Annotated in this window: 19 protein-coding genes; 16 read left to right on the top strand and 3 right to left on the bottom strand. The window is 43.5% G+C overall.

The annotated features are described in order from the left end of the window. Positions 1-7: 7 nt before the first annotated feature. The 9 genes from asnB to II896_03200 all read left to right on the top strand — a co-directional run bounded on the left by asnB (position 8) and on the right by II896_03200 (position 11,047). Positions 8-1,588, top strand: a complete 1,581-nt coding sequence (asnB, locus tag II896_03240; GenBank protein MBQ4443662.1) for an asparagine synthase B — start codon at positions 8-10, stop codon at positions 1,586-1,588. A gap of 66 nt (positions 1,589-1,654) precedes the next feature. Further along, positions 1,655-3,256 (top strand): CTP synthase, encoded by a 1,602-nt coding sequence (locus tag II896_03235; protein ID MBQ4443661.1) that lies wholly within the window; start codon positions 1,655-1,657, stop codon positions 3,254-3,256. 866 nt (positions 3,257-4,122) lie between these two features. Further along, on the top strand, positions 4,123-4,824 hold the full coding sequence (locus II896_03230; GenBank protein MBQ4443660.1) for a response regulator transcription factor: 702 nt from the start codon (positions 4,123-4,125) through the stop codon (positions 4,822-4,824). Position 4,825: 1 nt separating this feature from the next. Beyond that, positions 4,826-6,196: a sensor histidine kinase gene (locus tag II896_03225; GenBank protein MBQ4443659.1), complete on the top strand. Its 1,371-nt coding sequence runs from the start codon at positions 4,826-4,828 to the stop codon at positions 6,194-6,196. An 18-nt stretch (positions 6,197-6,214) separates the two neighbouring features. After that, the gene (locus tag II896_03220) at positions 6,215-7,471 is read left to right on the top strand and encodes a hypothetical protein (protein ID MBQ4443658.1); all 1,257 of its coding nucleotides are present in this window, start codon (positions 6,215-6,217) and stop codon (positions 7,469-7,471) included. 122 nt (positions 7,472-7,593) lie between these two features. Next, positions 7,594-8,781, top strand: coding sequence for a glycosyltransferase (locus II896_03215; protein MBQ4443657.1), 1,188 nt, complete (start codon positions 7,594-7,596; stop codon positions 8,779-8,781). A gap of 25 nt (positions 8,782-8,806) precedes the next feature. After that, complete coding sequence (locus tag II896_03210) at positions 8,807-9,793, top strand: alpha/beta hydrolase (protein MBQ4443656.1); 987 nt, start codon at positions 8,807-8,809, stop codon at positions 9,791-9,793. Between the two features lie 8 nt (positions 9,794-9,801). Next, a complete protein-coding gene (locus II896_03205) occupies positions 9,802-9,999 on the top strand; it encodes a helix-turn-helix transcriptional regulator (protein MBQ4443655.1) in 198 nt (65 codons plus the stop codon). Positions 10,000-10,354: 355 nt separating this feature from the next. Continuing rightward, positions 10,355-11,047, top strand: a complete 693-nt coding sequence (locus II896_03200; GenBank protein MBQ4443654.1) for a nicotinamide mononucleotide transporter — start codon at positions 10,355-10,357, stop codon at positions 11,045-11,047. A 252-nt stretch (positions 11,048-11,299) separates the two neighbouring features. On the opposite strand, the gene II896_03195 is transcribed toward II896_03200, so the two are convergent. From II896_03195 to II896_03185, 3 genes are read right to left on the bottom strand one after another with little or no spacing between them, the layout of a single operon-like run. Beyond that, on the bottom strand, positions 11,300-12,514 hold the full coding sequence (locus II896_03195; protein ID MBQ4443653.1) for a DUF4263 domain-containing protein: 1,215 nt from the start codon (positions 12,512-12,514) through the stop codon (positions 11,300-11,302). 33 nt (positions 12,515-12,547) lie between these two features. Beyond that, on the bottom strand, positions 12,548-13,219 hold the full coding sequence (locus II896_03190; GenBank protein ID MBQ4443652.1) for an Abi family protein: 672 nt from the start codon (positions 13,217-13,219) through the stop codon (positions 12,548-12,550). Further along, a complete protein-coding gene (locus tag II896_03185; GenBank protein MBQ4443651.1) occupies positions 13,216-13,857 on the bottom strand; it encodes a hypothetical protein in 642 nt (213 codons plus the stop codon). Before II896_03185 ends, II896_03190 begins: the two co-directional genes overlap by 4 nt. 175 nt (positions 13,858-14,032) lie before the next feature. On the opposite strand from II896_03185, the gene II896_03180 reads away from it, so the two are divergent. From II896_03180 to II896_03150, 7 genes are all read left to right on the top strand, one after another. Continuing rightward, positions 14,033-14,242, top strand: coding sequence for a helix-turn-helix transcriptional regulator (locus II896_03180; GenBank protein MBQ4443650.1), 210 nt, complete (start codon positions 14,033-14,035; stop codon positions 14,240-14,242). A 17-nt stretch (positions 14,243-14,259) separates the two neighbouring features. Next, positions 14,260-15,099 (top strand): GIY-YIG nuclease family protein, encoded by an 840-nt coding sequence (locus II896_03175; GenBank protein MBQ4443649.1) that lies wholly within the window; start codon positions 14,260-14,262, stop codon positions 15,097-15,099. 2 nt (positions 15,100-15,101) lie between these two features. Continuing rightward, positions 15,102-17,603: a toll/interleukin-1 receptor domain-containing protein gene (locus tag II896_03170; GenBank protein ID MBQ4443648.1), complete on the top strand. Its 2,502-nt coding sequence runs from the start codon at positions 15,102-15,104 to the stop codon at positions 17,601-17,603. 63 nt (positions 17,604-17,666) lie between these two features. Beyond that, positions 17,667-20,033 (top strand): DEAD/DEAH box helicase family protein, encoded by a 2,367-nt coding sequence (locus II896_03165; GenBank protein MBQ4443647.1) that lies wholly within the window; start codon positions 17,667-17,669, stop codon positions 20,031-20,033. A gap of 3 nt (positions 20,034-20,036) precedes the next feature. Next, positions 20,037-21,554 (top strand): SAM-dependent DNA methyltransferase, encoded by a 1,518-nt coding sequence (locus II896_03160; GenBank protein ID MBQ4443646.1) that lies wholly within the window; start codon positions 20,037-20,039, stop codon positions 21,552-21,554. Beyond that, positions 21,547-22,563: a DUF1016 family protein gene (locus II896_03155; protein MBQ4443645.1), complete on the top strand. Its 1,017-nt coding sequence runs from the start codon at positions 21,547-21,549 to the stop codon at positions 22,561-22,563. Before II896_03160 ends, II896_03155 begins: the two co-directional genes overlap by 8 nt. Next, positions 22,560-23,738: restriction endonuclease subunit S (locus II896_03150; GenBank protein MBQ4443644.1), on the top strand; the 1,179-nt coding region annotated here is incomplete at its 3' end. The genes II896_03155 and II896_03150, both read left to right, overlap by 4 nt.

Genomic DNA, 23,738 nt, shown 5'->3' with positions numbered 1-23,738 from the left:
GAACGATATGTGTGGAATAATGGTATATAGCGGCAACAAGATAGACCGCAACACTTTCGACAAAGCCTTCGCCGCTACCAAGTCCCGCGGCCCCGACGACACCCGCGTCGTGGATACGGGGTACGGGTTGATGGGCTTCCATCGGCTCGCCATCATGGGCCTGCACGACGAGGGAATGCAACCCTTCGCGCTACGGGGCGACTACGTCGTGTGCAACGGCGAATTGTACGGCTTCGCCGCGCAGAAGCAGATGCTTATGGACAAGGGATACACCTTCGTGAGCGACAGCGATTGCGAGATAATCCTGCCCCTTTGGCACGAATACGGCGTGGCCATGTTCGATATGCTGGACGCCGAATTTGCGTTGGTTTTGTACGACGGCAAGACTCGTTCCTTCGTCGCGGCGCGGGACCCCATCGGCATTCGCCCCCTGTACTACGGCTACGATGCGGACGGCAACGTCGTCTTTGCCAGCGAGGCCAAAAACCTCGTGGGTTTGGCGTCGACGATCATGCCTTTCCCCCCCGGTTGCTATTACAAGGGCGGCAAATTCGTGCGATACAGCAATATATCGCACGCCGAAGGGGTGATCGAGGACGATTTGGACGCGGTGTGCCGCAACATTCACGACAAATTGGTGGCGGGCGTGGAGAAGCGCCTCGTCGCCGACGCCAAGGTGGGCTTTCTACTCTCGGGCGGGTTGGATTCCTCGTTAGTGTGCGCCATCGCCCAAAAGAAAAGCGACCGCCCCATCAAGACTTTCGCCATCGGCATGGTGGGGGACGCCATCGATTTGAAGTACGCCCGCGAGGTGGCCGACTATATCGGCAGCGACCATACCGAGGTGTATATGACCAAAGAGGAAGTCATAGAGGCGCTGCCCACGGTCGTGCGCCTTTTGGGCACCTTCGACATCACCACCATTCGAGCCAGCATGGGTATGTACCTGTTGTGCAAGGCCATTCACGAACGGACGGATATCCGCGTACTTTTGACGGGCGAAATATCCGACGAACTGTTCGGCTACAAATATACCGACTTTGCGCCCGACGCGGCGGCTTTTCAAACGGAGAGCGAGAAGCGCGTGCGCGAACTGCATATGTACGACGTGTTGCGCGCCGACCGTTGCATATCCGTCAACTCGTTGGAGGCGCGGGTGCCCTTCGGCGATTTGGAGTTCGTGCGCTACGTGCTGGCGATAGATCCCGCCAAAAAGATAAACGTGTACGGCAAAGGCAAGTATCTGTTGCGCCGCGCCTTCGAGGGCGATTACCTGCCCGAGGACATTCTCTATCGCGAAAAAGCGGCGTTTTCGGACGCGGTGGGGCACAGCATGGTGGACTATCTCAAAGCGTACGCCGACGGTCTCTACACCGACGAGGAGTACGAAGCCAAGCGGCAGGCGTACGCGCATTGCACGCCGTTTACCAAGGAGTCCCTTTTGTATCGCGAACTGTTCGAGCGGTTTTATCCCAATCAAGCGCAGATGATAGCGGACTTCTGGATGCCCAACAAGGCGTGGGCGGGGTGCGACGTGACCGATCCGTCGGCAAGGGTTTTGTCAAATTACGGAGACAGCGGCAAATAGCGTGACAAGGGCGACGAAAAGTCGTAAAATAAGAAAAACGAACGAGGTGAGAGTATGGCTAAAATAATGACGAAATACATCTTCGTGACGGGCGGCGTGGTGTCCGGATTGGGCAAAGGCATCGTCGCGGCGTCTTTGGGCAGATTGCTGAAACAACGCGGGCTGAAAGTCGCCTCGCAAAAACTCGACCCCTATATGAACGTAGATCCGGGCACGATGAGCCCCTACCAGCACGGCGAAGTGTACGTCACCGAGGACGGCGCCGAGACCGACCTCGACCTCGGGCACTACGAGCGGTTTATCGACGAAGACCTCACCAAGTACAGCAACCTCACTTCGGGCAAGGTGTATTGGACGGTGCTCAACAAGGAGCGCCGCGGGGAGTACCTCGGCGAGACCGTGCAGATCATTCCCCACGTCACCAACGAGATCAAGGCGTTCATTCGCAAAAACGCCGAAGTCACCGAGGCCGACGTGGTCATCACCGAGATAGGCGGCACCATCGGCGACATAGAGAGCCAGCCCTTCCTCGAGGCCATTCGTCAATTTTCGTTGGAAGTAGGCAGGCGCAACTGCCTGTTCATTCACGTCTGTTTGGTGCCCTACATTTCGGGCTCGGACGAATACAAATCCAAGCCCACCCAGCACTCGGTCAAAGAGTTGCAGGCGATGGGTATTCACCCCGATATCATCGTCACCCGTTCGGACAGCGACGTGGGCAAGGACATTCGGCGCAAGATATCCATGTTCTGCAACGTAGCCGAGGACTGCGTCATCTCCAACACCACTTTGGACTGCCTCTACGAGGTGCCCATCATGCTCCACAACGAGGGCATGGACGAGGTGGTCTGCCGCGAGTTGGGCATTTCGCTTCCCAAGGCCAATCTGTCCGATTGGCAGGATATGGTGGACTCCGTTCACGCGAGAAAGGGCGAAGTGCAGATCGCCTTGGTGGGCAAGTACGTGCAGCTGCACGATTCCTACTTGTCCATCGTGGAGGCCTTGAATCACGCGAGTTTCGTGTGCGGCAAGAAGGTCAAGATCAAGTGGATAGACAGCGACAAACTCACCGAAACCAACGTGGCCGCCGTGTTGGCGGATTGCAAAGGGGTTTTGGTACCCGGCGGCTTCGGCAATCGCGGCATCGAGGGCATGATTTCGGCGTGTCGCTACGCCCGTGAAAACGGCTTGCCCTATTTCGGAATTTGCCTCGGTATGCAGATAGCCGTCATCGAATACGCCCGCCACGTCTTGGGCTACGCGGACGCCAACAGCCGCGAGTTCGACGAGCACAGCGCCCATTTGGTCATCGACCTTATGCCCGACCAGCAGGGCGTTATCAAGGGCGGCACCATGCGGTTGGGCGCCTATCCGTGCCAAGTCAAAGAGGGCACGACGCTCGCCCGCTGTTACAAAGAGTCGCTCATCAAAGAACGCCATCGTCATAGATACGAATTCAACAACGATTTCAAAGAGGCGTTGGAGCAGGCGGGTCTGACCGTCAGCGGCACTTCTCCCGACAAACACATCGTGGAGACCGTGGAACTGTCCGACCGCCCCTTCTACGTGGGCGTACAATTCCATCCCGAGTTCAAATCCCGCCCCAACAAGCCGCATCCTCTGTTCGTGGGCTTCGTTCAAGCCGCTATAGACTCCAACACGAAGTAGAGATAATTGAATGTATTACTTTTTGGTTTTGGATTAGTATTCAAAATAGCGATACCAAAATTTGGTATTATTTTGGTATTATTTTTGTTTGAAAACTAGTTTACAATTTTTGTTGAAAAAATATTCTCCATCACAACAACGGGAAGAAGGTTTATAATATGAAAAAATCCGAGCAATCGCTTGCCTGGATTACCGTTATCTTTAGTATTCATCTTTCTATCCTAACGCCGAAATAGTCGTTAGAAAAGAATAATACGAACTCCGATTTGTTCTCGGTGTTCGTATTATTCCCATCTGGCGGGCTCTGTACACACAAGTTTGAACCGTTTTTCAGCCAATTATATGCTGTTTTTACCTAGGATCTAATCATTTATAAGGTTAAGATGGGTTATTTGTATGTCGGGCAAAAAAATCAAGAAATATTTGTCTTTGTTGTGTATTGTAATTCTGCATGACCCTTCCACCCCAATTTGCAACTTACTTGCAAATTGTTATAGTAGTTGAAAAGGATTATGTAAAGAAATTTTGTGTTATAGCCACAAAAAGTGTTTTCAAAAAACCGTATAGGAGCAAACGACTCGGGAAAAACGGATAGAAAGGGCAAAACCATCTTTATCTTTTGATTGGTGAGGCCGCACGCGGCAGCGAAGGGACGGAATCTTCGTCACAGGCGACAAAATCTTGTACCGGTTGCCCACAGTGGCACGGGGCTTCGATAGAGGCATCTCATCCCTGTCTATACCCGACTGTTTTTGCCCACGGCTATTTCTCATTCGGCGATGTGACAGTTGTACGTATCACATTGACAGTTACGATGCAAATAGTTATAATAATATTAATATATCCGTTTTTACAAAGGAGAGCCTATGCGCATTGCCATTTGCGAAGACAAAGACGAGCAAGCACGCATTCTGATGGCGCACATAGAGCGCTATCAGAAAGAGCGCGATTTAGCCATCGAATATAAGCACTTCCCCAATGGATTGGCATTTTTGGATAAGTACCGCCAAGGCTTCGACGTGGTGTTTATGGACATCGAAATGCCCGTTTTGGACGGGATGGAAACGGCCAAACGCTTGCGCCAAATAGACCCTTACGTCCCCTTGGTGTTTATCACCGACCTCAAACAATTTGCCCTCAAAGGGTATGAGGTAGAGGCGCTGGATTTTTTGGTCAAGCCCGTGGTTTGGCCCGCCTTTGCTTCTATGATGGATCGTGTGCGCAAAAACCTTTCGAAGCGCGGCGCCGATACCGTCGCGTTGCAAACGGCCGAAGGCACCGTCAAGGTGTCGCTCGCCGACGTTTTCTATGTAGAAGTGGAGCAGCACTATGTCGTCTACCACACTTTGGGCGGCGAGTTTCGCTTTTGGGGCAGCCTTGCCGAGGAAGAGAAACGCTTGCCTGCCGATCGCTTTGTACGTTCGTCGTCGGCCTATTTGGTCAATTTGGGGCACGTAACTCGCGTCGATGGCGTCGACGTCTACGTGGGCGGGGCGTGCTTGCCCCTCTCGCGCGGCAAAAAAGCCGCCTTTTTGGAGGCATTGCTTGCCTTCGTCAACAGGAGATAGTATGCGCGCCTATTTGGATTTCTATCTTGCCATGCACTTATCTACGGCGTTGGGCATCGTGGTGTACGAGGCCATGTTCGCCTATTCTTTCCGTCGGCGCAAGCACATCGTTTTGCGCGTGATGTTGGGGCTGTTGGCGTTGGGCGGTTTTGCCACCGTCTCGGCCTTTTGGGTGTATCGGGCGCACGTAGCGGGGTTTGAATTTACGTTGCAAAACGTAGAAATATTGCGCGTCGTTGCCAATTTACTCTTTTTTGCCGCCGGCACCGGACTGTTCTTTCTGTTTTTCAAAGAAAGCCCCGTCGTCATATTGTTTGCCAGCGTCGCGGCAGCCGCCGCAAGGATGGCGGCCTCCGGCTTTTACGAGGCAACCATCGCTTTGTTGGGGTTTCGATCCCCCTTTTATTCCATGTTTACGGGCTACAACGTATGGAGTTTCGTGCTCTATTACGCATTCCACCTCTTGGTGATGGCCATCGTATTCTTTGTCTTTGCGCGGCCGTTTGCCGGCGCTATCAAATCCTTCGATAGAACGGGCAGCCGGGCGATGGTAGGCCTTTTCGTTATTTTTTCTTACGTCTTCGTGGGCATACAGGGCACCAACGTTTTCAACAACGACTTCAACGGAAGCGAACTCAACACCATACCCGTGGTATTCAATGCTTTTTTGGGCGTGTTCGGCGTGTTCGTGTTGTTCGTACAGCGGTTTTCGTTGGAATGGGTCAAAAGCACGCAGGAAAAAGAGGCCGAGCGGCAGTCGCACGAGGGTTTTCGCCGTCAGATGGAGACGCAACAGCAAAATATGCAGCTCATCAACCTCAAGTGCCACGACCTCAAACACCAGGTGCGCACCCTTTTGGCCGGGCGCAATATGGACGAATCCTTTGTCGAAGAGGTGCAACGCACCATCTCTATATACGACGCGCACATACGCACGGGCAACGAGGCCTTGGACGTGCTACTCACCGAAAAATCGCTGTTGTGCGACGTCAACCATATACAAATCACCGCTATGATAGAGGGCGAAGCGCTGGGGTTTATGAGCGTAGCCGATATCAATAGTTTCTTTGGCAATGCCATCGACAACGCCGTAGAGTATCTGTTGGGAGTGGAGGAGGACTGTCGCTTTATACGCCTCTCGTCCCAGCGCAACGGCGCGGTGTATGCGGTGCGCATCGAAAACTACTGCGTTGCCGATCTGGACTTTGACAAACGCGGCTTGCCTCGCACCACCAAGGGGAATGCCGACTACCACGGCTTTGGCACCCAAAGTATCAAAGCGGTGGCCACCAAGTATGGCGGCACAGCCGCTTTCGAGCGCGAGGACGACCTCTTTGTCGTGAGTGCTATGTTTATGCTATGTCAAAAGTAATATATTAGAGGAGTATATATGAAGAATCTCAACAAAATTATGAATATGGACTCGGTGTATCTAAAACGCCTTTACAATACGTCGTGCTTGGCGTTTCGCACCGAAAACAGATTTGCCAAAAAGGGCGGCGTGGTTTTTGTGGGTGACAGCATCACAGACTTCTGCAACCTCGATACCTACTATCCCGAGCTTAAGGCATTCAACCGCGGCATATCGGGCGACACGATCGAGGGGATTCGCGGCAGGCTCGAAGAGAGCGTATTCGGTTTGTCACCCTCGGTAGTAGTATTACACGGCGGCGCCAACAACTTCTCCGAGGGATACGATGACGTAGAGACTTTTATCATCGACACCTACCGCGACGTTTTGTCGCAAATCAAAGCGCGCCTGCCGTATGCCAAAGTGCTGGTGCAGTCGGTTTACCCCGTTTCCGACGTATCTTTCCACAACCGCTATAAGTATGGCCACGGGCATATCCGCTCCATCAACGCCAAACTCAAAGAACTCACGCTGTCCTTTGGCTACGTCTATGCCGACGTGTATTCGGTCATTGCCGCGGAGGACGAAGAGTTCGACCGCCGCTACACCGACGACGGCTTGCACCCCAACCAAGCGGGCTACGCGGCCATCAGCGCATACCTTAGGCCGATCATCGACGATATGATGGGGGTCAAGGGTTTGGCCGCCGTGGCCGCCGACGTCGTGGAGCAGGAGGAAGGCAGGGGCACCTTGACGATACACGGTAAGGAGATTGTGACGTCTTATATCGAGCGGATACTGGTTGCCATACTTGCCTTGGCCATGGGCATTCTGTTCTGCGTGAACGTCAGCGCTGCGGTCAGCATTACCCTGGGCGTCATACTCTGTGTATACGGCACCATCAATATCATCATCATAGGCGTGAGCCGCAGACCCCTTTTCAGCGTGATGGGCGCCTTGAACGCCGCCATCATCGCCGTGGGATGCGCCTTCTGCACGCACGACCTCGCCACCGTTGTCGCTTTGACGGTCCCCTTCCTTCTGACCTTTGTCGGTGCATTGGTGTTTATCGATAGTTTCGTGAGCCGTTTTCTATTCCATCACGGGGGCGTGGTGCGTGTGGTCGTGTTGGCCATCTTTGGCTCGGCTATGTTCTCGTTGGGATTGAGCCTTTTGACTGTGGAGGATTTCCGCTTGGGCTATACCAACCTTGTCTTCGGCATTATCCTTTGCTTGGCGAGCGTCGGCCTACTTGCCTTTACCGTGTCGGATATGGTAAAAAACAGAGAAAAATAATCGTTAAATTGCAAGTTAAGAGATGATTTTGACCTGTTAAGAGATGGGCATTGGCGCCCATCTTTTTTTATGTTAACTTGAATACGTGCTCGAGGGAGCAAAAAACGAGAGAGGTAACGGATATGAAAATTACAGTCGTTTGCGATATATACGGGAAAGAAAACAACGGCACCGCCGTGGTAACCTACAATTTGATCCGCTTCTTAGAGGGGCAAGGTCACGACGTGCGCGTGCTGTGCGCCGACCAAGCGAGCAAGGGCAAGCCCAACCATTACGTGGTGCCCAATATGCACTTCGGCAAGGCGTTGGACGCCTACGTCGCCAAAGTGGGCGTGAGCATCGCGAAGCCCCAAGAGCGCGTTATCAAAGCCGCGCTGGATGGCGTGGACGCCGTGCATATTATGTGTCCCATGCCTTTGGGACTATCCGCCATCAAAATTGCCAAAGAGATGGGGTTGCCCGTCACGGCAGGATTTCACATGCAGGCGGAAAACATCACCGCCTACTTCCATCTCAATAAGTCCAAGTTGGCCAACAAAGCCACCAATCGGTTTATGTGGAATCACCTCTATCGCCACGTGGATTGTATCCACTATCCCACGCAGTTCATTCGCGACACCTTCGAGAGCGCGATTGGGCGCTCTACCCCCGGCTACGTCATCAGTAACGGCGTGCATGGATACGTGCAAAAGCGCGAGACCGCCAAACCCCAAGAATTCGCGGACAAAATCGTCGTTCTCACCACGGGGCGCTATTCCACCGAGAAGAGTCAAGATACCCTCATCAAAGCCATTGCGCATAGCAAGTACAAAGACAGGATCCAACTTATTTTGGGTGGCGAGGGAGCTAAGGAAGAGCAATATCGCCGGCTGGCAGCCGATTTGCCCGTTGCGCCTATCTTCAAGTTTTTTTCTCGCACCGAGATCATCGACGTGCTGAATTATGCGGATATGTACGTTCACCCCGCCATTATCGAATTGGAGGGCATCAGCTGTATCGAGGCGATCGCTTGCGGCAAACTGACCATCGTATCGGATAGTAAACTGTCCGCCACGCACAATTTCGCCGTGGATGATAGATGTGTCTTCAAGGCGTTGAACGCCGAGGATCTTGCCCGCGTCATCGACTACTGGTTGGACCATCCCGAAGAAATGCGTGCTTGCGAAGAAAAATATTTGCATTCGGCGGTGGCGTTCGACCAACACGAATGTATGCTAAAGATGGAAAGAATGATTTTCAACGCCATCAAACAGGTCGAGCGTCGCAGCCTTCCCCTCGAAACCGATTACCACTATATCTCGATTCGCTAATGCACGATACGATTAGGAGAAAAATATGAATACTTACACAGGAAATAGCGCATACGTCAAACATATACACCAAAAGAGCCACGTCGATCCACCGTGTCCCACCGTCAAAAAAACGGGGACCAAGCGGCTTTTTATGATGGTAGATAAACTCTTCTACAAAAAACAAAATCCGCCCGATAAGATTGCAGACGCGATGAAAGGCTTGGTCATCAAGCGTGATATTCCCTTCGACCAAGAGACCGACCTCAAGTTGGATATCCTGTATCGCCCTCGTCCCGCAGAGCAAAAATACCCCGTCGTGTTCGAGATACACGGCGGCGGTTTCTCGGCAGGGGACAAAGAGTTTCGCCTCTATCACTGTGCGCAGATGGCAAGGAAGGGTGCAATGGTGGTCAACGTCAACCATCTCTTGGGCCCGGAATATCCTTGCCCCGCACCTATGCGTAGTTTGGTGCGTGCCTTCAACTGGGCGATCGACAACGCCGAGCGCTACCGTATGGATACCTCGCGTATGCTGGTGACGGGGGATAGTTCGGGTGCATACTATGCTGCGCTGATGGCTATGACTCCCGACAATGCCGAGTTACAAGAAGTGTATGGGCACATGAGGGGACGTTTCTCTCACGTGGTATATATCTGCGGTGTTTACGACGTAGAAGATTCGCTTAAGCACAGGTTGCCATTCGGCATCACCACAGGCGTGTGCAGGGACATCTCGGGCGTCAAGCCCAAAGACCTCGCTACGTGGAAATATTTGCCCTATGTATCGCCCGTAGACTTCGTCAAGCCCTCGCACCCCAAAACGTTGGTTATATATGCTCAAAAAGACTTTTTCGCAAAAGGACAAGCAGAAACGTTGATCGGCAAATTGCGCGACGCGGGCGTAGAGTGTGCAGAGTTCCACAGCACCCGTTTTGCCGATAATCACGCATTTACCATCAACAATGCCAATCGCATAGCGCGACATTCGCGCGAAGTAATGTATGATTTTATATATAACTTTTGTAAGTAATAGGGTAGATAAGATATAATGACCAATCGTTTTGCCGTCAACTAAAAGCATCACGCATAGAGCGTGGCGTCAGTCAGGTTCGGCTGGCACGTGAGATCGGCGTAAGCCTATGTATCATTAGCCTGTGGGAACATGGCAATCGTGAACCGTTGCTGAATGCGCTCGTTTCCTTTGCAGTCCTTTTCGACGCCCCCCGGAAGCGGTGAAATAATAGTGATACCCGATGTGGAATTATCCTTCGCCTATGGCGGAGGATTTTTTGTATATAATCTTCGCAGAAATTGTACGTTATCGTTACGCTGTCGTTATCTGAAATGACTCTCGGATAAAGGTTTTCACTATCAACTTGCGGACGGACATTTCCTGTATATCTCCGCAAATAACGGCGTTCAGATAACTTTCGATTTTCTCGACGGTCAGGAACTTTTGTAACTTTAAATAATTGATTTTCGGAGAGTTTTATGATAATATAATAATGTCAGCTACCGGGTTGACAAACTGACTTTGTCAGATAAAGTCCTCCGTTAGGTCTTAGAAGGAGACTTGTACAGGAGGTTTTTTATTTTGAAAAAAATATTTGATTTCTTATCTGTATTTGAATGGATTTTGTTTTCCATTTCGCTTGTTACCGTCATTGTTTGCTTTTCCATCTTTGATGGCAGAAATTATCTTTATCTATCCACATTTATAGTCGGCGTTTTCTATCTTATATTTTGTGCAAAAGGTCATCCGATAGGACAAGTTCTTGTTATAGTATTCGCCATCCTTTATTCAATAATATCATATAGATACAAATACTATGGCGAGATGATAACGTATCTTGGTATGACGGGCGGCATAGCGATCCTTTCTTTGATTTCTTGGTTAAAACACCCTACGAGCAAAAATGATAAAACGGTGGTCGTTAATAAGTTGAAAATACGGGAATATCTTTTTCTTATCGGATTATCAGTAATAGTTACAACGGCGTTTTATTATTTGCTGAATGCATTAGGAACAAATAATATAGTTATATCAACGATATCAGTGCTAACATCCTTTATCGCGTCCTATTTAACATTAAGAAGAAGCAAGTATTATGCCGCAGCATATTTAGCAAATGATATCGTTTTAATAACGATGTGGTCTACGGCGTCGTTAGAAAATAAGGCGTACATAAGTGTTGCTATATGTTTTGCTATATTTTTCGTGAATGACCTTTATGGTTTAATATCATGGTGGAAAAGAGAACGTAAGCAAGAAAATCATTATTGAAAAAATATTCTCCATCCGGGCAACGGGAAGAAGGTTTAATATAAAGAAAAATCCGAGCAATCGCTTGCCCGGATTTCTCTTTCTTTTCGTATTCATCGGTCTATCCTTACACCGAAATAATCGTTATAGAAAAATAATACGAACTCCAATTCTTCATCATTGTTCGTATTATTCTCTTCTGGCGGCGCACCTGAATGTCAGTTTGAACTTTATTGCACACAAAGGGATTATTTGTTGTTGCTCCAATTAGTTTTATAGCGTTATTTTTTCTGCGATTCTTTTCTCTAGTGTTGTAATGATATTGTGAAGTCGACCTAATAAATCGTCGTATGTCATAATATCTGCAATATTTTTATATTGACGTTTTACGAGTTCAAAATCGTCTTTTTGTTGTTGATTGAAAATATTGCTTCTGCCGAGAATTAATATTCCTTGGGGATTAACAACTTTAATGTTGATATTATCTAAAATTTTATCGGCTTTCAACTTTTCTATTACTTTTTTCTCATTTTTTTCGGATGAATTTAGACAAAATATGTATTTTTCGATTTGTTGAATAGCACCTGCTAATTCTCTAACGGGAACATAATTATTCCGATAAGACGCTTGTTTCGTTAATAGTTGAACATCGGGTTTCTTTATTTCTAATATATCAATGTAGCCATTAGAATCAACCAAGATAAAATCAGGTTTTTTATTGTATTTGTCAGCACCTTCAAATTCTACTTCTCGTTTAGAATAAATATATTTTGGATAGAGAATACAAATGATATCTTTGATCTTCTTTTGCCATTCTGCTTCGTCTATTGAAATTGAAGAGAAAAGCATGTCTTTGAGTTGAGACTCTATTGATGTAAACTGAGCATATTCTATTTTAAGATTAGTGTTAGGCGTTTCATTTTTCCTTAAGGTGTCTAACGAAAGATTTTTCTTATTGATGAAAGCATTAAATATATGTTCATATCGATCGGATTCGGGAAAGTATTCTTTTAGAATCGAGCTGATGCGGCTGTCAGCATACTTGTCCAATTCAGCTGTCTTTGGAAACAAATCCAACAGTTGCTTAAATGCTTCAAACGGTATTCCTTCATTCTTATCCCATTCACCGCCGATATAAAAATCTTTATCAATTAGAGAGTCTATTTTTTTTAGGATTGATATATTTCTGTAGGCAACAAACATGGAGGATTTTAATTTTATCTTTTTATCAAAATAAAAATTATGAATAGTTTCGATTACCTCAGAATCGATTTGAATATAAGAATCTTTGATTGTTCCAATGCAGAATATAACAGAATCTTCTACTTCATCTATTTCTGAGCGGCAATGCTTTTTAGTAAAACAAAAAGTGTTTTTAATAAGAATTGATTCGTTCTTTTCAAATTTGCGAATAATAAAATCAGTTCCGTTTTCAGGAGTGTAGCAAAACAACAGTTCTTTATCTTTTAATTCAAATTGTATACTCATTTTGTGTCCTCTATCTATTGTTTTAATTAACCATTATAAATTGAGTTTTTTAAGTTCTTGTGTTATTCCGCCCATTCCGTTTTCGCCAAAGCGATATAGCGAAGGCAATAACTGGCGCAAGTTTTGAATATTTGCGATTAATGAATCGGAATCAATTCCATCCACATTGCAGTCTTTGAATTTGTACAATTTAAGAAATTTGTGGTGGCTGACAGCATTGCGCAATTCCTTAACAGCGTCCAAGTTTTCGTCAGTTCCAACCCCATAAAACAATTCGTGCTTATCGATTTCAGGCAAACTCCTAACTTGTTTTATTAATGTGCCGAAATCGACATCTTCAAGGGTTTTGAAAAGAGGTTTCCCGCTCATTAATTGGGTTTTTATTTTGTTATAATCATATCGGCTAGTATCAATCCAAAAATCTTGTTGAGTAGCGGTGTCTTCGTATTTGTTTGAAATGTAAGCGCGAATGTATTCTTCGAGAGTCGCTAAATACTTATACAAAATATCTCGAAGCGCTTTATCGGAACGTAGCTCGTTGGATAGATCTGACCATTCCGGAATAGTCTTATTCTCTTTTTGACACAGATAATCAAGAATCGCTTTATGAAAGGCGATGCCCTTCATTTCTAAATAAAACTCGGCTTTCTGCCGTTCTTCCTCCGTTTTACAATGTATTTGTTTAAGCAGTTCTTCTTTTGTCATTGCAATTTGTTCCTTTGGTAGTAGTTATTTACTTCCTGATAGAAAAAATCTATCGTGGGACAACGAAGGCTTTTGTCCTTTTGTTTTTCGTTGATGATCCGTGGTATCAAATGGTTTTCTAGCAGTTCTCGTTGTTGCACACTATTGAGTCTTTTATATCGCTCATAAATATAAGTATTTCGAGATGGTAATTCATTCCAAGTGTACAAGCTTGGGCCGTTGCGCCGGATACGTTTTTCTTCATCAATGCTTATTATGACAAAATCGAAAGAAAACTTCTCTTTTGAAGCGTCGAATTTGCCTTGATTTTTTGAGTATCTGACGGTCACTACTGTCGTAGAATCTTCTACGCTTTCGTTATTGTTTCTGCAATCTGTAAATGCTTGCAAAAAAGCTTTTTTGATTGCAGTCGGGTCACCGTCACCATCTTTGGAATTCTTGGTTATTACTATTTGATAATCCAAGTCGTACTTGCCATTATTATCTTTAATGACACAACGTCGACTTTGCGACCCAATTGGGCGCAGAACAAACTTGTAGTGCTTATGTATTGAAGGATGCCTTCGTACGTCATGAATGAGTTTTTGCGCTCGCGCACGGGCTTCTTTATATTCTGAATATGGTACTAACTTTGCCATAATGATTCCTTTTCTTTTGTTTTGTAAACATTATACCATTAATAGGGATATTATTCAAGATGCTTCACCAATTTTTAAAAAATAATCTCCAATTTTTAGAGAATACCTTGAAAAGAAAAAGGAGATATGGTACAATAGACTTAAGTTCTATATTCTTAATAGATGGAGAATTAATATGGCAGTTAGTTATAAGAAACTTTGGAAATTGCTTATTGACAAAGACATGAAAAAAGAGGATCTGCGTAAGGCAACCGGCATTACTACAACCGCTATGGCTAAGCTGGGGCGCAATGAGAATGTTAACACCGAGATTCTTGCAAAAATATGCAAGGTGCTTGACTGCAATATCGGCGATATTATGGACTTTATTGACGTGGACAAATAGTGGAGAGTTCAGAAGATATGGCGACCAGTAAGAAATTGGAAATCATCTATCATAACGGACAACCGGATGGTATTCGGTCGATAAGACGACATCTGTCTACGATGACAACGTATGTCATTCCTCGTCCGCTTCTTTCGGAAGCAAAAAAGTTATCCGGTATCAATCGCCCCGGGATATACTATCTCATCAATGAAAATGACGAAAACATGATTGCTCAAATATATGTTGGGCAAACGCGGAATGGTATCACTCGTTTGGATGATCACAATAGACAAAAAGACTTTTGGAATAAAGCCATAATGTTTTTAGCGGACAACAAAACTTTTTCTTTGGATATGATCAGCGGGCTTGAAGAGTATGCTATTCAAAAAGCATACGAGTCCAAAAGGTATAAGGTAGAAAACACTGTAAACCCCAAATATGAGATTGACGAATACGATTTGCCGCTTATCGAAGAAGTTTATGAGGAAATACAATTTATTATGGCGACGCAAGGCTATAAGATGGACAACGCAAAAACCAATCGTAACTCAGCCGATATTCTACATACGACAAGAAATGGTATAAAGGCTTATGGCATTTATGATGGCGAGAAGTTCGAGGTTTTAGAAGGTTCGCAAATCAATTACGAAAAGCCTGTTCATCTTGCCAAGTACAACAAACAAAGAGCCGAACTATTTTCGAAGGGAGACATTCGAAAAGATGGTGATGTTTATCTTCTTAATGTGAATCTGATATTTAATACGCCGAGCGGTGCAAGTGATTTCGTTTTAGGTGGTTCGACAAACGGTTGGGTAGAATGGAAAAATGCTGATGGCAAATCGCTAGATATAACGATAAGGAAAGTTGAGGAATAGATATGAATAGAATTTTTTTATCACATAGTAGTAAAGATAAAGAATATGTTGAATATATTGCCAATAAATTTGGCAAAGACATTGCTTATTATGATAAGTATTCATTTGAGGGCGGGATGCCAACAATAAGTGAAATTCTTAACACTCTTTCAAATACAGATTTGTTTGTGCTTTTTCTTTCAGATACCGCACTAAATAGTCAGTGGGTTCAACGCGAAATCAAATTCGCTTTTGAAGGTATTCAAAATGAAAAGATAAAACAGTTTTATCCGATAATCATTGATCATTCAATTAATTATACGGATGATCGCATACCAGAGTGGCTCAAAAATGGGATTGGTGCATATAATTTACGCTTTATTGGTAGTCCTCAATTAGCGTATAGAAAAATTAAAAATCTTTTTGCGCAATTAAATGAAACCCAGCCCAATAATGACTATAGGCTGTATATTGGTCATGAAAATCTGTTAAAAGAATTCGATACTCATTATTACACGCAAAAAGCTTATCAAGGAATTATTGCTTACGGAATAGAAGGAATCGGGAGAGAAGCATTTATACGACAATGTATTAAGGTGCCTAGAACTTTTGGGGATTATTATGATCCAATAGTAATATCGCTTGAAAAAAATGATTCTATTGATGATGTTATTTCTAAACTGATAGATAATGGATTCGGTGAATACAATAAAGATTATCTTGCAGAGATAAATGCTTTAAGTTTGGATGATAAAATTAAACGTTTAGAATCCTGTTTTAAATTGGTCCAAAACAGTAAAGAGTTTATTATTTTCAGAGATGACGATGTGTTAATTCAGAGCGGAGATGTTGTATGGTGGCTTCTAAAATCAATAGAGAGCATAAGAGAAGAGTTGACTTTGGGCATTGTTGCTAATCAGAGAGTGCGTAACAACAAAAGGACGGGAGCATTCTTTATTAAAGAAATACCCGAATTAGATAATCCAAACAAACTGAAACTATTAGATAAATTGTCAAAAGAAAGTGGGCTTTCTCTTGGTATTGATGATATTAGGTTTTTCCAAAATATATTAACAGGGCATCCGTTACAAATACATTTTTGCATTGAAAAAATACTTGCAGACAGTTTGCAAGATGTAAAAAGAAAATCGCATGAGATAGTAGAGTTTGTCGCCCAAAGTACTATAAGAATTCTTGACAAGTATTTGGGGTTGATGAACTTTACAGACGATCGAAAAAACAAGTTTTTATCGTATCTATCATTCCTTTCGAGTTATTCGAATATTCCTATTTCGGAAATAGTAGAGATCAATAAACTTGATGAGGATTATAAAGACTTTTATAACATGTTATTACGTTTTTGTATTTGTAGAAGAACTGGCATTAACAATGATTTGTTAACTGTTTCATCTACAGTAATTGATTATATCGAACGAAATAGAATAAGTATTCCAAGTGATATAGTTAAGTATTTACAACTTGAATTTAGAAAATTCAAAGATTGCTTAAAAGTCAATGAATTAGATGACTATTGTTATTCTCAGATTTCCAAGAACTTGGGAGAACTAGTAAAAGAAAATACATGGCTGAATGATTGTCAATTAATATATCCTTCTATTATCTTAAAATCTATTATTCAATTATACAACAAAAAGGTTTATGATAGAGTTAAGGATATATGTCAAAAATGTTTAGATGCCGTAGAGGTATGGGAGTTGACATTAAAGCAAACATTCTATTTTTATTACGCCATGTGCCTGGTAAGGGAAAAGGATGGTAGTGTTTTTGAAATACTACAATTAAAGTATAAAAATGAGTATATCTTGAAAAAATTCCAAGCGGATTTTATAAAAGGTTTTTATTATAAACTTGTTGGGAAATATGATACAGCAGAAGAGTGTTTCATCTCATGTTTAAATGAGAATAGCTCTTATTTTAGAGCAAGTAGAGAATTGGTTGAAACGTATATTGCACTAGAAGAGTACGATGCAGCATTAGAGTTGGCAGAAAAAAACTATAATCGCTTCCAAGATAACATCTTCAACATTTTTCAATACTTTAAATGCGCAATACGTCAAAAGGTTATCAAATTGGATGTGGTAGAAGAACTTCTCAACAAAGCAAAAGAAGTAGATCGATTACCAATTACATCCAAACAGTTTTATCCCAACATGAAAGCATATTACAGCTTTTATGTTAAACATGACTATCATAATGCTTTAAGAATAATGATAGAGAATAAGTTATTATTTGAAAATCAAATCTATTATTATAGAGATCTATTTGATATTTATGCTGAACTTAAAGATATTACTAAAATGAGAGAATCGTATGTAACTTTGAAGGAATTAATTGATAAAGATAATAGTTTTATGCCGCTATTATTAAGACGAGAATGTATCTTGAATTATTTTGAAAATGGGGACATTAATCGTGTAAATCAGATTGTCAATATGGCTAGAATTGATCCCATGGCGAAGGATAGGATAAAAAGATCATTATATGGATTCATAGAAAAGCATTAGTTTTATCTTCTGGTTCCGATAAAATGGGATTATGAGAATTAGGAAGCAATATGGGAGAACGATATGACCATACTTGATAAGAAACAAATGACCGAAGAGGATATAAAGCTGAACTATATCACGCCGAGTCTTTTTGCAAAGGGTTGGCAGGATCAAATTACAATGGAGACAAAAGTTCAGTTCACCGATGGTAAGGTGAATCTTCGTGGAAATAAGATCAATCGAGAAGCGCCGAAAAAAGCGGATTATGTGCTATATTTCAGGCGAGAGTATCCCATTGCCATCATCGAGGCAAAGGACAACAATCACTCGATTTCTTTCGGCATGCAACAAGCCAAAGAGTATGCTAAAATGCTGGATGTCCCTTTTGCATATAGTTCCAATGGAGATGCGTTTCAGGAATATGACTTTTTGACCGGAAAAGAGAGAGAAATATCATTAGGCGCTTTTCCGACGCCCGATGAACTGTATGCAAGATACAATGCAGAACTAAATGGCGATAAGGGGTTCTCTGCTGTTCAAAAAGCCATCATTGATCAACCATATTATACTAGTCAAAAAACATATGCACCTCGCTACTATCAAAGAATTGCCGTTAACAAAACACTGGATGCGATTGCAAAAGGACAAAACCGCCTCTTGCTCGTTATGGCAACGGGAACAGGTAAAACCTACACGACATTTCAAATTGTATACAGACTTTTGCAAAGCGGATTAAAACAAAAAGTACTATATCTCGCTGATAGAAACATCCTTGTCGATCAAACCATCAGCGGTGATTTTAAGCCGCTGGAGAAAGTAATCCATAAGATCAATTTCGCAAAAGACGATAGAACGACGATTACGTCGCATCAAGTCTATTTCTCACTCTATCAGCAATTAGTCAGGAACAAGAAAGACGGAGAAGATGAAACCGACGAAGAAATGCTCGCACATTACAGTCAGTTGTTTGATAAAGACTTTTTTGATTTAGTTATCGTAGACGAGTGCCACCGTGGTAGTGCGAAAGAAGAAAGCCGTTGGAGAAAAATACTAGAATACTTTACTTCTGCGACTCAAATCGGTATGACTGCGACGCCCAAAGAAACGACGTTCATTTCCAACATTGACTATTTTGGCGAACCAGTTTATAAGTATAGTTTGAAAGAAGGTATAGACGACGGTTTTTTAGCGCCGTTCAAGGTTCTTCGCATAAAAACGGATATTGATGACGGCTGGCGTCCGCGCAAAGGTCAACTCGATATCTTTGGCTACGAAATCGAGGACAGGATTTACAACAATAGCGATTATGATTACAATATCATTTTGCAAGATCGCATTGACATGGTCGCCAAAGAAATAACCGAGTATCTCAAATCAACCGATAGAATGTCTAAAACTATCGTGTTCTGTGCGACAGAGGATGCCGCAGAACGTATGCGCATCGCGTTGACAAATCTTAACGCCGACATGTGTAAGGACAATCCGGATTATGTTGTGCGGATTACCGGTAGCGATACATATGGCAAAGGAAAACTGGATTATTTCATTTCGGTTTCAGCGCCATATCCCGTTATAGCGACCACGTCAAAGTTGCTTTCGACGGGCGCCGATTGTAAAATGGTCAAATTAATTGTATTAGATGAGATGATCGGCTCAATGACAGAATTCAAACAAATCATCGGCCGAGGAACAAGGCTTCGCGTTGCGGATGGGAAAACGCACTTTATGATTATGGATTTCCGTGGCGTGACACGTTTGTTTGCCGATCCCGATTGGGACGGACCTGTCGAACAAGATGAGCATTTTACGCATGTCACACCCAAACAAACGCCGAATGGCAAGACGGTATTGCCTACGCCACCCGTTGAGCCTAATCATAAATATGTCGTCGATAATCGTGGTTGTCGAGTGGAAGTCTTGCAAAAGATAGTTTCCGTATACGATACCGACGGAAAACTGCTACGGCAAGAAAGCATTATCGATTACACGAAAGCGAACATCTTTGGCGAATATGCTTCTCTTGAAAATTTCATTTTGGAATGGACGAAAGAAGAGAAAAAAGAAAAGATACGAGAGTTGCTTGCCGAGCGCGGCATTGACTTGGAACAAATCAAAGCGGCGGAAGGTATGTCCGATGTGGACGACTTCGACTTTATTTGCCATATAGCGTTTAATCAGAAACCTTTGACTCGTAGAGAACGTGCTGAAAACGTTAGAAAGCGCAATGTTTTTGCTAAATACGGCGGCGCGGCAAGAGAAGTTTTGGAAGCACTCCTTGAAAAATATGCAGACGGAGGCATTTACGAAATCGAAGATACAGACGTATTGAAACTTGATCCTTTTGTGAAATTCGGTAAACCTGCACGAATCGCACAGTTGTTTGGCGGTAAAGATGGCTACTTGAGAGCAGTCAGAGAATTAGCAAATGAAATCTATAAGGCGGCATAACATATGAGCAACATTTCTGGATTTGTGAAGAGAATAAGAGACATCATGCGCAACGACGCAGGCATTAACGGCGATGCGCAACGAATAGAGCAAATTGCATGGATGCTATTTCTGAAGGTCTACGATACAAAAGAAGCTGACTGGGAATTCAATGAGGACAACTATGTTTCCATCATCCCCGCGCAATGCCGCTGGCGTAATTGGGCACACGAAGAAAATGGCAGAGGCATGACCGGCGATGCTCTTTTGAACTTTGTCAACAATACTGTTTTCCCTGTACTAAAAGGAAACGATATTAAAGATGGTAATGGCAACGTACTTATTAAAGGTGTATCGGTTGATCCAACGACCCCGATCAAAAAAGCGATTGTCAAGACAACATTTGAAGATGCCAACAACTATATGAAAGACGGCGTTTTGCTTCGACAAGTCATTAACGTCATTGATGATCTTGATTTGAGTGATAACGAAGAGAGTCACGCATTTGGAGAGATATATGAGTCCATCTTGCGTGAACTGCAGAGCGCAGGCTCCGCCGGTGAATTTTATACGCCGCGCGCCGTTACCGATTTTATGGCGCAGGTGATTCAGCCAAAAGTCGGAGAAAAGGTTGCGGACTTCGCGTGCGGTACGGGTGGATTCTTGACAAGTTGGCTAAAAGAACTTGAAAAGAAAGTTCAAACGACCGATGACGTAAAAAAACTGAATAATTCCATTTACGGCGTGGAGAAAAAACAATTTCCGTATATGCTATGCATTACGAATATGCTATTGCACGATATCGATATGCCGGAGGTATATCATGACAATTCACTCCTTCACAATGTTCTTGACTATACTTTCAAAGATCAATTTGACGTTATTTTGATGAATCCTCCTTATGGCGGAAGTGAAAAGGCGGATGTAAAAAAACATTTTCCGTCCGATCTTGCCAGCAGTGATACTGCGGATTTGTTTATGTCCGTTATTATGTATCGGCTGAAATCATCCGGTCGCGCGGCGGTTATTCTTCCAGATGGATTCTTGTTTGGAACAGACAACGCAAAAGTTGCCATTAAGAAGAAACTGTTTGCCGATTTCAATCTTCATACGGTTATTCGCATGCCGCAAAGTGTGTTTTCTCCTTATACATCTATCACTACTAACATCTTATTTTTCGATAAGAGCAAACCCACCAAGGAAACGTGGTTCTACCGTTTGGATATGCCGGATGGATATAAGCATTTTTCCAAGACGAAACCAATGAAAATTGAGCATTTTGCGCCCGCCGTTGATTGGTGGGCGGATAGAAAGGAGATCGTCATAGACGAATTCCCCAAAGCGAAGAAATACACGGTTGAAGAGATCGCCGCGTTGAATTATAATATTGATCTGTGCGGCTACCCTCACGAGGAAGAAGAGATTCTTGCCCCGCAAGATTTGATAAAGAATTACCGCGAAAAGCGCGCCAGCCTCGACGCGGATATTGACAGAGTCCTTAGTGAAATTATGAGTTTGTTGGGAGATAACGCAAATGAATGAACTTCTCGATGTAAAATCGTACGAACAAATTAAACAGATACTTGAAAACACCCGTAATCAAGTTTATCAAGCGGCAAATACCGCTATGGTTTCAGCCTATTGGAATATAGGTAAGAAAATCGTGGAATTGCAGGGCGGGGAAGAAAGAGCAGAATATGCTTCCGACTTTATAAAAGAGTTATCCAAACGGCTGACCGTTGACTTTGGCAAAGGTTTTACCGTTACAAACCTGAGATATATGCGCCAATTTTATTTGACATTTCCGAATTACCACTCACTGCGTGGTGAATTGAATTGGACGCAGTATCGCTTATTGCTCAAGGTTGCAGATAATAACGCGCGCTTGTTTTATATGGATGAGTGTGCAAAGTCAAATTGGAGTTCTCGCCAACTTGAAAGGCAAATTAACTCTTTCTTCTATGAAAGACTGCTTGCAAGTAAAAACAAAGAGCAAGTAAAAGAGGAAATCTTTTCTCTTGAACCGTCAAAACAACCGAGCGACTTTATAAGGGATCCGTATGTGTTGGAGTTTTTAGGTATACAACCTTCTGCCGACCTGTACGAAAAGAAATTAGAGCAAGCCTTAATAGATAACTTGCAGAAGTTTTTATTGGAATTAGGGCGCGGTTTTTCCTTTGTCGCAAGACAAAAACATATTGATTTGGACGGCGACCACTTTTATATCGACTTGGTTTTCTACAACTATATTCTGAAATGCTTTGTTTTGATCGACTTGAAAACGACAAAACTTTCCTACCAGGATATAGGGCAGATGGATTCTTACGTTCGCATTTACGACCAAACGCAAAAGGGCGAAGACGATAATCCCACGATAGGTATCATTCTTTGCTCGGAGAAGAACGAAACCATGGCAAAATATTCCGTGTTAAACGACGGGAAAAACATCTTTGCTTCAAAGTATCAATTCACCCTGCCGACCGAAAAAGAATTGCAGGATTATATCGCCAAAGAACGACGCTTATTAGAGGAAAAAATAGATATACAATGAAAGCCGAACAATTAAGAAAAGCCATTTTGCAAATGGCGATACAAGGTAAACTTGTGCCGCAGGATCCGAACGACGAACCCGCGTCCGTTCTTTTAGAACGCATTCGCGCTGAAAAACAAAAGCTCATTAAAGAGGGCAAAATCAAGAAGGATAAAACCGATTCCATCATCTTTAAAGGTGATGATAATTGCCATTATGAGAAGATCGGGAATGAAGTACGTAATATCGAAGACGAAGTAAGCGATTTTGATTTGCCCGAAGGGTGGGCTTTTGCGCGGATAAGCTCTTTATTTTATATACAAACAGGAGCTTCTTTTAAGAAAGAACAAGCGACTAATGATATCACACAAACTCGTGTATTGCGTGGAGGTAATATACTTCAAGGAGAATACAGATTTTTGGATAACGACATTTTTATAAATCCGAAACTTGTATCCGACAGCATCCTTTTACAACGCAATGATCTGATTACTCCAGCTGTAACGAGTATTGAAAACATTGGAAAATTAGCATTGGTAGAACATAACTACAATAATGTTACGGCTGGCGGGTTTGTTTTTATTATAAGACCGTATTGTAGTTCAACCATCTTTGCTAAATATATGCTGTATGCTTTACAAAGCTCGTATTTTAATAAACAGCTGAGATCTATAACAAAAAAGTCAGGACAAGCATTTTATAATTTAGGGAAGGAACGTTTAATTCAGTTAATCATTCCTATTCCACCGCTAAAGGAGCAAAGTCTAATTGTTTATGAGATAGAAAAATATTTACCTTTTCTCAAAGAGTATGACCGTCTTGAACAGCAAAAAACCAAGATAGACAGCGAAATATACGATAAACTCAAGAAGTCTATCCTGCAATACGCTATACAAGGCAAACTTGTACCGCAGGATCCAAGTGACGAACCGGCAAGTGTATTGTTAGAGCGTATTCGCGCCGAGAAGAAGACAAAACTCGGCAAGAAATACGTCGAGAGTTACATCTACAAAGGTGATGATAACTGTTATTACGAACATATCGGCGGTAAAGACATAGATATTACCGAATCGATCCCGTTTGATTTGCCAAACGGCTGGGTGTGGAGTAGATTGGATAATTTAGCTTTATATAAAAAAGGTCCGTTTGGTAGTAGTCTAACAAAAGACATGTTCGTCCCAAAGTCAACATCAAGT

This window comes from Clostridia bacterium (assembly GCA_017394805.1).
Classification (GTDB): domain Bacteria; phylum Bacillota; class Clostridia; order Christensenellales; family CAG-1252; genus RUG14300.
Note: the sequence above shows the minus strand (reverse complement) of the source record. Positions and strands in the feature narration are given on the sequence as shown.

Coding starts and splice junctions, on each gene's coding strand:
- asnB (MBQ4443662.1), top strand. CDS start 8: ATGTGTGGAATAATGGTATATAGCGGCAACAAGATAGACCGCAACACT.
- II896_03235 (MBQ4443661.1), top strand. CDS start 1,655: ATGACGAAATACATCTTCGTGACGGGCGGCGTGGTGTCCGGATTGGGC.
- II896_03230 (MBQ4443660.1), top strand. CDS start 4,123: ATGCGCATTGCCATTTGCGAAGACAAAGACGAGCAAGCACGCATTCTG.
- II896_03225 (MBQ4443659.1), top strand. CDS start 4,826: ATGCGCGCCTATTTGGATTTCTATCTTGCCATGCACTTATCTACGGCG.
- II896_03220 (MBQ4443658.1), top strand. CDS start 6,215: ATGAAGAATCTCAACAAAATTATGAATATGGACTCGGTGTATCTAAAA.
- II896_03215 (MBQ4443657.1), top strand. CDS start 7,594: ATGAAAATTACAGTCGTTTGCGATATATACGGGAAAGAAAACAACGGC.
- II896_03210 (MBQ4443656.1), top strand. CDS start 8,807: ATGAATACTTACACAGGAAATAGCGCATACGTCAAACATATACACCAA.
- II896_03195 (MBQ4443653.1), bottom strand. CDS start 12,514: ATGAGTATACAATTTGAATTAAAAGATAAAGAACTGTTGTTTTGCTAC.
- II896_03190 (MBQ4443652.1), bottom strand. CDS start 13,219: ATGACAAAAGAAGAACTGCTTAAACAAATACATTGTAAAACGGAGGAA.
- II896_03185 (MBQ4443651.1), bottom strand. CDS start 13,857: ATGGCAAAGTTAGTACCATATTCAGAATATAAAGAAGCCCGTGCGCGA.
- II896_03180 (MBQ4443650.1), top strand. CDS start 14,033: ATGGCAGTTAGTTATAAGAAACTTTGGAAATTGCTTATTGACAAAGAC.
- II896_03175 (MBQ4443649.1), top strand. CDS start 14,260: ATGGCGACCAGTAAGAAATTGGAAATCATCTATCATAACGGACAACCG.
- II896_03170 (MBQ4443648.1), top strand. CDS start 15,102: ATGAATAGAATTTTTTTATCACATAGTAGTAAAGATAAAGAATATGTT.
- II896_03165 (MBQ4443647.1), top strand. CDS start 17,667: ATGACCATACTTGATAAGAAACAAATGACCGAAGAGGATATAAAGCTG.
- II896_03160 (MBQ4443646.1), top strand. CDS start 20,037: ATGAGCAACATTTCTGGATTTGTGAAGAGAATAAGAGACATCATGCGC.
- II896_03155 (MBQ4443645.1), top strand. CDS start 21,547: ATGAATGAACTTCTCGATGTAAAATCGTACGAACAAATTAAACAGATA.